The following is an 11777-nucleotide window of genomic DNA, read 5'->3' as shown; positions in this document are numbered from 1 at the left end:
TTTAGAGGTAGTAATAAGGCTAAGTCTTGCTAATAAAGCATGGCTTGTGTTTTCTCATTTACTCCTCTTTCACTTCTCTTTGTGAAATAGATCTTTAAGTGGTTTTGTTAGCAAAGAAATTAAATAAACAGAAGCGGTGCTTCTTGCGTAAGCAAGCTTCACGCCTACAGCCGGAATTAAATATCCAGTACAAATTAACCTGTAGAAGCACAACTTATTGTCGTGACGAGTAACGTCCGTAATAAGCGATTTGTTCACAAAGAGGTTAAAAGACGCTGCGCTTTTAGAGGTAACAATAAAGCTAAATTGAAAAAGCTCCGCTAATAAACCATCGCTTGTGTTTTCTCATTTACTCCTCTTTCACTTCTCTTTGTGAAATAGATCTTTAAGTGGTTTTGTTAGCAAAGAAATTAAATAAACAGAAGCGGTGCTTTTTGCGTAAGCAAACTTCACGCCTACAGCCGGAATTAAATATCCAGTACAAATTAACCTGTAGAAGCACAACTTATTGTCGTGACGAGTAACGTCCGTAATAAGCGATTTGTTCACAAAGAGGTTAAAAGACGCTGCGCTTTTAGAGGTAACAATAAAGCTAAATTGAAAGAGCTCCGCTAATAAACCATCGCTTGTTTTTTCTCATTTACTCCTCTTTCACTTCTCTTTGTGAAATAGATCTTTAAGTGGTTTTGTTAGCAAAGAAATTAAGTAAACAGAAGCGGTGCTTTTTGCGTAAGCAAGCTTCACGCCTACAGCCGAAATTTAACACCGTGAATAAGATTAGCTTGTGTTTCTCACTTACTCTTCTTTCACTTCTCTTTGTGAAATAGATCTTTAAGTGGCTCTGTTCCGATTCAATGAATTTCGATACCAGTAAAAAAAAGCGCAATATAAATATCGCGCTCTTGAATCAACTTTCAACTCGCTCAAATGAGTTTACTCTTTTTCATTTTCCATAAAACGTTGTAGCTGATCTTTTAAGTTTGGCGGAATACCTTTAATCACTAGTGTATCGGTTGCTTCGTTGTACGTTACGCGCTCACCTAAGTGTTTACGTTCAAAACTGACACTTACACCACCACCAAGACCTGAAAACTTAACCATACTGGTTACTGTTTTTTTATCAACGGGGAAAGTTTCTTCCAAGTCATAGCTTTGCTCTTTGCAAAAACTATCAAACGGGCTGTCATCGCCTTTTGTAAGCGTTGCAGATAGATCGCTCACACTTGCATCTTCGCCTGTGGTTACGCAATCATTACAGTAATCAAATACTTGTTTACGTAAATCGTCTTTTTCTGATTTATCAAACTGTTGCTCTGATAAATAATCCTCTACTGCGCTAAGCATTACTTGGCTTTGCTGTTTTGAATCAATACCCTCTTCACAGCCTAAAAAGTCTAAGAAAAAGTCAGCAACTTTACGACCCGCACGTCCTTTGATAAACGAAATATAACGATTATCTTCTGCTTGCGTATCCCACGCTGTTAAATCGATACGAGCAGCGAGTTGCATGCGAGATATGTCTAAATGGCGAGAAGCCGCTAAATCAAGCTCAGACGTCATAGAGTAATGCTCTTTAATGTTAATCATCGCAATTAACATGTAATCGGTAGCAACATACTGATAATGACAAAATACTAAATAGCCTGTTTCACTAAATGCATACTTATCAAGTTCTTCTTTTAAAACCGTTGAGGCTTGCTCGGTCATATGCCAAAAGCCTAGCTCATCGTTACGGTAGCTTTGCATTGCAGATGCTACAACACTGTTTTTATCACCACTGAAAGCACAGTAACCTTTACCTGGCTTACCATTGTATGCATGATGTAATTGTTCGATAAAAACGGCTACTTTATCGTTAATTACCATCTCATCATTTCGAAGGTGAATTTGCGTATCGCCGTCTTTTTTGTCTACATAATGAACGACTAATTTTTTAACGTCTGTTGTCATCTTTGTTTTTCACGCCTCTAGTGTTAAAATACGAGAATATAACTATTTTATTGAACCAACTGATGCCAATCTTATCAAAATACTCTAATGAAGAAGTAGAACAAATCGTCGATCAGCTTATTGATGTGCTAACTAAACACAATGCGCCGGTAGATTTAAGCCTTATGTGTTTAGGAAATTCTATCACGCATATCTTAAAAGAGCATGTACCAACAGGGAAAAGACAAGCCGTAACTGAGAACTTTGCAAAAGCTCTATCACAGTCGGTTAAATAAACTCTATGAATTTATCGCAGCACAATCAGTTTTCATCAAAAGCGAGTCAGCTATTAAGCTGGGGCCATTGGTTTACTTTTGCCAATATTGGCTTGGCGCTATTTATTAGCTTAAGCTACTTATTTGCCGACTCGCCACCAACAAGCTTTATGGGCATTACTTATATGCTAGTAACGTGGTTAAGCCACACTAGTTTTATCGCCTTTTTAGCGTTTGTGCTGACGGTATTTCCGCTTAGTTTAATATTCCCCTACCCACGACATATACGAGGCATGGCGGCTGTTATAGCCACACTAGGCGCTTCACTGCTTACCCTTGATGCTTATGTTTACGTTAATTTGGGTTATCATCTAAGTATATCTGCCTTACCTGAGATTATTTCTCTACTGTGGCATCGTTTAACCAGTTCACCTGCTTTAACAACCATTTTAGCCAGTGGGATTGTATTACTTATTTTAGGCTTTCAGCTACTTGTGAGTAATTACACATGGCAACACCTTGAGCGCTTAAAACAATATAAATTTGCACGTTACGCAATTTCATTTTTAATAGTGTGTTTTTCACTTAGTCACAGTATTCATATTTGGGCCGACGCAAATTTAAACTTTGACGTAACGAAGCAAGATAATGTACTACCACTGTCATACCCTACTACCGCTAAAAGTTTATTGGCTAAAAATGACCTGCTTGATATAGAAAGCTATAAGCAAGCACATAACGTAAAAATTAATAACCAAAACATTAGTTATCAAATGCCAAGCCCGCTTGATAAGTGTGAAGACTACACACAAGCCAATGTAGATATTTTTGTATTTGAAACCCAGCAACAACTCGCTAAATTTGTTGCCGATAATAAAAACTTACACAAAACAGAGCAGTTTTTACAGCCAACTAATCACGACGATATGCTATTTAGCTTAGTGTATGGTTTGCCAGCTTTTTATAAAGCAGCAATTTTAAGAGATCAAACTCTTCCCGCATGGCAAAGTCAGCGCCGCAGCATTGAAGTAACCGGCGTGGAAGAACTTAGTTTTATAAATGATCAAGCACATAGTTCTAGCGCAATTAGAGTTATTAAAAGTAGCGATAACGCCGTTGTACGAGATGATAAAACACAGGTTTTTGCTTTTAGTCTTGCCAATAACAAGCAAGAAGTAGTAACAACATCAACTTTATATAGCTCCGACAAACGTATTTCTAAAGTAGATGGACTTATTCAACCTAGCGATTTAATTGCAACAAGTGTTGGCCAATATTTAAATTGTAAAGCCATTGCTAAGCAAACAATGCTGGGCGTTAATTTATACAAGAAAAAAGATGATATGGGCGTTAACTACTCTCAGGGTGTCGTTATAGCCTATAAAAAAGATAGGATTACCTTAATAGATTCAGATGGTAACTTTAAAAACATTTCCGCCGCTGAAGGTTTTTCTATTGAACAAGGTTTAGATATACCATTTTTAGTACAGAGTATTAAAAAGCTCAAAACCTTTACCCAATAACAGTTATCCTAACCTAGCTTGATATACCACCAAGCTAGGTTATAGTTTTATATTGTTGTTAGATATAAAAACCAAGGATGACATGTATGTTTAAAACTTCTCGTTATATTCTCCATTCTAGCTTTTTACTTATCAGTTTTTTTAGCTTTAGCGATACCACTTACTACAAATGTGTAACAGAAAAAGGCACAATCTTCTCTCAACTGCCGTGTGACGACGAAGCAACGACTTATAAAGTTAACACAACGGGTAATCAGTATTCAGGTCCTAAGGTTGACTACACTAAACAACTAAACGAACTTGAGCGTGAAAGGCTTCTATCTGGCTTACAGGCAGAGCTTCGCAGTAATAACCATAAACTAACAATACTTGATCGTAATAAAGAGCGTGCTGAATATAAACAACAAGAACGGTTAAATCATATTCTAGCCATTGATGATAAAAAGCGTATTACCAAAGACATTACTAAAAAATTAAAAATAATTAATAAAGAGTACAAAAAAGATGTATTGATTATTACTAAACAAATTAAAATTCTCGAAAAAAAGATAGCTCAATACAAATAAATCACTCTTAATTAGCAAGTAATATTTATCTTGGTTTTAAACTTAAAATAACATACCCTTAACACAATAGAGTATAAGCTCTAGGGACTATTAAGGAGTGCAAATGCAGCCTCGCCATATTGCTGAATTAATTTTAACGGGTTTTAAAAGGCACTATCAGCTATTTCAAAAAACAACGGCCAAAGCCCCTCTCGCCTTTGCAAAAAAAGATTGGCAAGCAATTAATGATATCAGCCGTTTGCGTATCAGCTATTATGATGATCGTGTTAACGAAACCACACAAGCGCTAAAAAAAGAAACCCCAACAGAGCAATTAGATGAAAGCCTATGGCTCGAAGTTAAAAAGATATATCAGCATTTTTTATGTTTCCACCCTCAAGCAGAACTCGCCGAAACCTTTTATAACTCTGTATTTTGCCGGCTGTACCATAGGCGCTATTTTCATAATGACTTTATATTTGTAGAAGCAACTTTGAAAGATGCTCCTTCAGTACCTGTTGAGGCCGAATATAGGACATACTTTCCAGTAGTTGATGGCCTAAAGCCAACAATAAAGCGCATTATTAATCATTTTGATTTTAAAGCCCCATTTGTAAATTTAGAGCGTGATATTCGCCTTCTTGTTAAAGCATTTTATAAACAAGCCCCCGATACACATCATCAACCTTGGCAAATGCGCTTTGATATTTTACACACACCTTTTTATCGTAATAAAGCAGCTTATATTGTTGGTCGTGTTGTTTCAAAAAGTGGGGTTCAGCCTTTTATAATCGCCGTGTTACACGATGAAGATAACGGATTATATTTAGATGCACTTTTAACTAAATCATCTCAAATGCGTGTCATTTTTGGCTTTGCCCGTGCCTACTTTATGGTAGAGACTCATGCACCTTCAGCACTTGTCCGGTTTTTGAATCAGCTTATGCCAAACAAAACACTTGCTGAGCTCTATAACGCAGTGGGTTTTCATAAGCAGGGTAAAACTGAGTTTTATCGAGAGTTTTTAAATCACTTATCTCACTCTAGTGATGAGTTTACAATTGCACCGGGTACTCCCGGTATGGTGATGATGGTATTTACCCTTCCCTCATTTGGTTATGTTTTTAAAGTAATAAAAGACAAATTTGGTGAAAGTAAGCCCTTCGGCCGTGATACCGTATTAAAGCGTTATCAACTAGTAAAAAACCATGATCGCGTTGGCAGAATGGCCGATACCATAGAGTATTCTAACGTCGTATTTCCTTTGGCGCGTTTTGATAGTAATTTACTTGCGCAATTACATAAAACAATTGGCTCATCAATGGTAATTGAAGGCGAATGGTTGATCATCAAGCATTTATATATTGAACGGCGCATGACACCACTCAATTTATTTTTAGAAAATGCTGATGAAGAAAGTGCCGCAGACGCGATTGAAGAATACGGGCAAGCTCTAAAAGAAATGATTGCCGTTAATATATTTCCTGGCGATATGCTCTTAAAAAACTTTGGTGTAAGTAAGCACAAACGTATTATTTTTTACGATTACGATGAAGTTCAATACCTAACCGATATGAACTTTAGAGCATTACCAAAAGCAAAGAGCTACGACGATTATTTAATGGATGAACAAAGTTACTCTGTTGCACCACAAGATGTATTCCCAGAGCAGTTATGTACATTTGTAATGCCTAATCCTATGTATAAAAAGTTTTTTCTCAGCACTCATCCAGAGCTTATAGATGTTAGCTTTTGGAAGCAGGCGCAACAAAATATAAAAAATGGGCAGGTAAGTCATATTTACCCTTACCCGACAGCACAGCGATTTATCCATCACTGGTAGACGCAAAGGACACACAATGAATATAAGTAAAATAGATTTAAATTTACTCGTTTATCTCGATACATTGCTTCGAGAATGCAACGTAACACGCGCTGCTAATCAATTGAGTATTACGCAGCCCGCAATGAGTAATGGCCTTAAACGTCTTCGTAACTTATTTAACGACCCTATTTTAGTTCGTACCAGCGATGGTATGGTCCCGACAGAGCGCGCTTTAGAGTTACAACCCGTTATTCGCGGCATATTAATGACGCTTGAAGAAACCCTAGCACCTAATCGAGAATTTGAGGCAAGCCAGAGTAAACGTGTATTTAGAATAATGGCCAGTGATTACGCTGCAAGTACGTTAGCGCCAAAGCTCTTAAGTAAACTACACGAAGAAGCCCCCGATACTACTTTAGATATACTCACACCAAGTGATGTAACCTTTCATGATGTAGAAAACGGTAAAGTAGATATGGCAATCAACCGTTTTGAAAACTTACCTCAGTCTTTTCATCATAAACGTATTTGGAAAGACAGTTTTTGCTGCTTAGTTAAGGCCGACAACCCTATTATTGAAAACTTTAGCCTCGACAGCTACTTAAAAGCACGCCATATATGGGTGAGTAAAACAGGTTTTGGTGTAGGCGTGGGCATGGACCCTAAAGATGTGCAAAAACTTGGTTGGGTTGACGAAGCACTTGCCCACTTTGGTAAACATCGTAATATTGCCACTTTTACGCGTAACTACCATGTAGCGATTCATTTAGCTAAAGAGAAAAATTTGATTGCGACCCTTCCTTCAAAAGCCGCAAATATATACTTAGATGATCCGGGGCTTAAAATTTTAGAGCCACCGTTTCCAATTCCTCCTTTTGAGCTTGATATGATTTGGAGCCCACTGTTACATCGCGATGCGAGCCATATCTGGTTACGCCAAAAAGTAGCTGAAGTAGCTGAAGAGCTAAAATAACTTTATTACACAATATAATGTAAAAATTGCTAGGTTAATACTTTCCTCATTAACTTAGCCCCTTCCTGTAATAAAATTAAACCAATAAAATCAAATGACTACATGAAAATAAAAACATGGAACATACATTGCTTTTATTAAATTGAACTATACATTCATTTAATAAAAGAGGTCATTATGAACACCCATCAAGGATCAGAAGTAAATCATATTACTGACATCATTCAAGTTATGAACAGCGGCATCGACTTTTATCAAAAAGCACAGGAAAAAGTTGAAGACCCTGCTATTGGCGCACTTTTTCAGCGTATGATAGATGCCCGAAAAGTGAGTGTTGAGCGCTTGCAGCCATATGCAATTAATGAAAAAGGCGAACGCGAAGATGGTTCATCTTTCGCAGTTGAAGCACGACGTGCATACACAGCCTTACTTACTACATTCACCTCACATAACGACAGCACGTATGTAAAAGAGCTTGAAGAAGTAGAAGATAAAACGCTTGTAGAAATTAAAGCCGCTATGGATAAACCACAACCGGCTGATTGCGAAGCTGCACTGGCTAAAACATTATTAACAATGCAAAGCTGCCATGCAGAAATGAGCCGTATGCAAAAGCAGTAAGCTTACATAACGCATAAATACAACCCAGCCTAGCGCTGGGTTTTTTATTGCCTCTAATACCAATCTGTATAAATCCTTAAGCAATTTAACGAATTAAATTACTCTATAACGATGCTAAATAGACCCCATATATAAGCAGATTGCTATAAACACCACCTTATTTCGCCACATTTTAAATACATAATAAATACAAAAATTTAATGTTATTAGAATGTTTATTTAACCACGCTTTATTTTTGCTGTGCTAATTTTGTTATTAGGTACCTAAAACCTTGCTGTGGCGCCGCAGCATTTAATTAAAAATAAGGTCCAATATGAAAAGTAAGCTAGGGCGTGTTGATCTCTGGTGGTTGAATTTGCATCAGTATGTTTGGTTTTTAGGCAAGGCAGAGCCTATGTAGTGTGGTTATTCCCCATAAATAGGCGATAACGCAGCATAAAGGCCAAACATGCGCTGCCCTTTGGGTTCTTTCTAGGGACGATTAACTCTTTGTTGCTCGGTTTTTACTTAGCCCACTAGGTTACAAACATCGCGCCGTGATTTAATCGCCCCTAGATTGAACAAATTTCAATCCACAAAGATTCACACGCCCTAACTAAACTGCAAAATAATGCTGATGTAGATATGACCCCGATGTTAGACATAGTGTTCATATTACTAATTTTCTTTATTGTAACTACATCTTTTGTAAAACCTGTGGCTATTGAATTAAACCGACCACTCGACAGCCCTCAAATAGATAAGCCTGTTAAAAATGCTTTATTTAGAATTGATGAAAGTAACGCAGTATATTTTTCAGGGAGGTTAATTGATTTAGAGCAAGTTGCGACTAATTTAGCGATGTTCGCGGCTAAATATGAAATAAGTTCGGTACTTATAACCGCAGACGAAAACAGTACACATAATACTTTAATGAGTGTAATGAATAATATTAAGCAATACGATGATTATTCAATAAGTTTGATTTCTAAATAAAACAGCCCAATATAAAACCAAAAAAAGGGCCTTACGGCCCTTTGAGTTAAATAACGAAAGGGAGGTTATTAATTAAAAACGGTATTCTGCGCCTATGTAGTAGTAAGCACCGTTAAATCCAAATGGAGCAGAACGACGTGAGTAGTCAAACACACCTGAGCTACTTATTACTGTGTTGCCACTAGCATCCACAATAGTACCTGAGCGAGAGTTACCTATTTCGTTTTTATCTGGGTAAACATCAAACAAGTTATTTGCACCAATATTTACCGATAAATCTTCAGTAACGAAGTAGTTAACTTTAACGTCAGTTAAAATTTCTGCGCCATACGTTTGACGACCACCATCTTCTACTGTGTACTCACCAAAGCGATTAAGTGACAGGTTAACTGTCCAATCATCACGTTGATAAAGTGCACTTAAGTTAATACGATCCTCTGGTTGCCACTCTTCAATAATAGAGATGTCTTCAGCTGAAAATATATCTTCTACGTTTACTGTCTCAAGGCTTGAGCCAGCAGGCGAAAATAACGATACAACATCTGTTTTGGTAAAGTTAGCTGCAAGTGTAAAATCAAGCGTGCCGCCTAAACCTTCAGTGTTCCACATTGCTACAAAATCAACACCACGGGTTTCTGTATCAGCACCATTTAAGAAAAACTGACCTACGCCAGCACCCGCACTATTTAGTGCAGCATCAAGGCTTGTAGATAAACCTTTACCTAAGCGGTCACTAATTACAATACGGTCGTCAATATCAATTGAGTAGTAATCAACGGTTACATTAATATTATCTGTAACGTTATATACAATACCTAAACTACGGTTTTGTGATTTTTCTTCTTTAAGCTTTGGAATACCTAAGCTTTGCGCAAGTGTTGAATCATTTCTAAATGTACCAACCTCTTCTGCAACTAAATTACCATTAGTACCAACAACAAATTGCGTACTTACGTTATTAAAGTAAAGCTGCTGCATTGAAGGCGCTCTAAAACCTGAGCTTAATGCACCACGTAGTGAAATATCGTCGGTTACAGACCAGTTACCAGCAAGCTTAAAGTTTACTGTATCACCAAAGCCTTTGTAGTTATCGTAGCGAAGTGCACCCGATAAAATTACATCTTCAATCACATAAGCTTCTGCATCTATGTAAAATGAAATTACATCACGCGATTCATCAACTGATGACGCAGGAGCTGAACCACCAAAACCTTGTGAACCACCTGATGCATCTTCAGAACCAACACCACCACTTAAGCCGTTGTAAATACTTACACCGTTGGTTGTATCGTAATCGCGGTATGCGTACTCATTACCTTCTAAAATGCGATATTCGTCAGTACGGATTTCTGCACCCATTGCTAAAGAATAATCATCAAAGTTTTGCGTAAAATCAATATTGATTGTTTGTAGTGATAATTCCATGCCGTAAGCGTATGCTTCACGTGGGATGGTTGTACGAATATCAGCAGCACTTAGACCTTGATCATAACGTAAAAAGTTAGCGTATGAGGCATTGATAGTGTCACTTGTCGTGTAATCAATGCTGTTTTCACCATAGGTGTAAGATAAATCAAGGCTTGCATCGTTATCAAACTCAGTTTTATAACCAAAGTTGTACGAGATATCGTCGATAGTTGTATTAATTTTTGGTAAGAAACCTAATGGAATCGTTGCATCGTTATCTTGTAGTACTGGGTTGCCACCTGCATTTGCATTATGACGGAAAAATGCAGCCGACTCATTTTCACGTGTTGAGTAAGTAATAAAGCCGTAAAGCTCGCCATCACCTAACTCGTAACCGGTATTAATTGTTAAACCAAACTGCTGAGAATCAGCATCACCAATTCTAAAAGTATCACGATCGGCTGTCAGTTCACGCGGATCGCCAGCAAGTAAAGTACCGTCACTTAACTCTGTACAACCATAAAACTGACAAGAGCCATGTAAACCTGCACGGTTAGTCGGTGCACGGTCACGGTAATTGATAGTTGTATTTAAATAACCGTCATCGCCTAGCGCAAAGCCTTTATTAAAATCAAGGTTGATGGTTTCGCCATCACCTTCTGAATATTGGCCGTAGTTAATAGCCGCTTTACCGCCTTCGCTACCATCTTTAAGTACAATATTAATAACACCAGCAATCGCATCAGAACCATACTGAGCAGCAGCGCCATCACGTAATACTTCAATGCGTTTAATTGCAGAGGCTGGAATTGCATTCATATCAGTACCTGCAGTACCACGCCCAACAGAGCCATTAATATGAATAATACTTGCTTGGTGACGACGTTTGCCGTTAATTAACACCAATGTTTGGTCGGGGCCTAAACCGCGAAGTGTTGCAGGTCTTAAAGCATCAGTACCGTCACTAATTGCAGAGCTTGAAAAGTTAAATGAAGGAGCGATAGACTGTAGCATACGACCAACTTCTGTTTGGCCTGTATTTTCAAGCGCTTCTGCACTTAAGATATCTACTGGAACGGGTAAATCTTCAACTGAACGTCCTGCTACACGGCTACCGACAATAGCAATTTTTTCAATTTTTTCTTGAGCGACTTCTTCTGCTGCGTTTACACCTTGCGAATTAACTGCAAGTAAGGCTGGTAATACTGCTGCACTGACCGCTGAAAGCTTCATCATGTTGTTATCATTCCTGTTGATTTGTTTGAGTTTTATACTCAGTAAACCATTTTGATCAACAACCGCATCGAGCTCTGTCCCACCTAGTAATGCCTCTAGGGCATCTAGTTGAGTGTAAAATCCATAAACTGAATTTGCGTCATACTGCTTTGCCAACTCATAAGAAAACACCACGGTTTGCTCTGTTTGTTTAGCATATTCAATTAAGGCTTTGTCTGCTCGCTGCGCTTTTATATCAAATTGCACCATTTGCCCAGTGGTTTGAGTTGCTGCTTGTACACTCAAGCTAAAAATAGCCGGTGCAAGCACACTAAATCCACTCAATAAATGCGTTTGGTTACTGCGCAACTTATATAAACAGCTGACAAACAAAAATCCTCTATGGCTTTGTCTCTTTTTTTTAATGTTTTTTTTACGTTCAATCTTTATTGATGCAACTTTATCTAACATTAGTTTGATTTGCATAA

The 11777-nt window shown here is 37.8% G+C and carries 9 protein-coding genes; 7 read left to right on the top strand and 2 right to left on the bottom strand.

The genetic code is table 11. The features are described from left to right. Positions 1-933: 933 nt before the first annotated feature. Positions 934-1950 carry a nucleoid-associated protein YejK gene (gene yejK / locus GQR38_RS00605; protein ID WP_024599121.1) on the bottom strand — a complete coding sequence of 339 codons (1017 nt, stop codon included), beginning with the start codon at positions 1948-1950 and terminating at the stop codon, positions 934-936. Positions 1951-2012: 62 nt separating this feature from the next. Here yejK and GQR38_RS00600 point away from each other — a divergent pair, with 62 nt between their 5' ends. The 7 genes from GQR38_RS00600 to GQR38_RS00570 all read left to right on the top strand — a co-directional run bounded on the left by GQR38_RS00600 (position 2013) and on the right by GQR38_RS00570 (position 8667). After that, positions 2013-2225 carry a DUF1414 domain-containing protein gene (locus GQR38_RS00600; protein WP_007375276.1) on the top strand — a complete coding sequence of 71 codons (213 nt, stop codon included), beginning with the start codon at positions 2013-2015 and terminating at the stop codon, positions 2223-2225. Between the two features lie 5 nt (positions 2226-2230). Continuing rightward, the gene (locus GQR38_RS00595; protein ID WP_007585701.1) at positions 2231-3727 is read left to right on the top strand and encodes a DUF3413 domain-containing protein; all 1497 of its coding nucleotides are present in this window, start codon (positions 2231-2233) and stop codon (positions 3725-3727) included. Between the two features lie 86 nt (positions 3728-3813). Then, positions 3814-4293 carry a DUF4124 domain-containing protein gene (locus GQR38_RS00590; RefSeq protein WP_165722261.1) on the top strand — a complete coding sequence of 160 codons (480 nt, stop codon included), beginning with the start codon at positions 3814-3816 and terminating at the stop codon, positions 4291-4293. Between the two features lie 103 nt (positions 4294-4396). Next, entirely contained in the window at positions 4397-6115 is a 1719-nt protein-coding gene (gene aceK, locus GQR38_RS00585) for a bifunctional isocitrate dehydrogenase kinase/phosphatase (RefSeq protein ID WP_007585698.1), read from the top strand. Positions 6116-6131: 16 nt separating this feature from the next. Next, positions 6132-7070, top strand: coding sequence for a LysR family transcriptional regulator (locus tag GQR38_RS00580; protein WP_002961484.1), 939 nt, complete (start codon positions 6132-6134; stop codon positions 7068-7070). Between the two features lie 177 nt (positions 7071-7247). After that, complete coding sequence (locus tag GQR38_RS00575) at positions 7248-7691, top strand: PA2169 family four-helix-bundle protein (RefSeq protein ID WP_007585695.1); 444 nt, start codon at positions 7248-7250, stop codon at positions 7689-7691. 571 nt (positions 7692-8262) lie between these two features. Next, positions 8263-8667, top strand: coding sequence for a biopolymer transporter ExbD (locus tag GQR38_RS00570; RefSeq protein WP_331458557.1), 405 nt, complete (start codon positions 8263-8265; stop codon positions 8665-8667). A 72-nt stretch (positions 8668-8739) separates the two neighbouring features. Here the strand turns inward: GQR38_RS00570 and GQR38_RS00565 are convergent, their stop codons facing one another. Further along, positions 8740-11775 (bottom strand): TonB-dependent receptor, encoded by a 3036-nt coding sequence (locus GQR38_RS00565; RefSeq protein ID WP_165722265.1) that lies wholly within the window; start codon positions 11773-11775, stop codon positions 8740-8742. Between the last annotated feature and the right edge of the window lie 2 nt (positions 11776-11777).

The sequence above is a fragment of the Pseudoalteromonas sp. c7(2019) genome, assembly GCF_011378625.1.
In the GTDB taxonomy this organism is placed as follows: Bacteria; Pseudomonadota; Gammaproteobacteria; order Enterobacterales; family Alteromonadaceae; genus Pseudoalteromonas; species Pseudoalteromonas arctica.
This window is presented reverse-complemented; position numbering and strand designations above follow the sequence as displayed.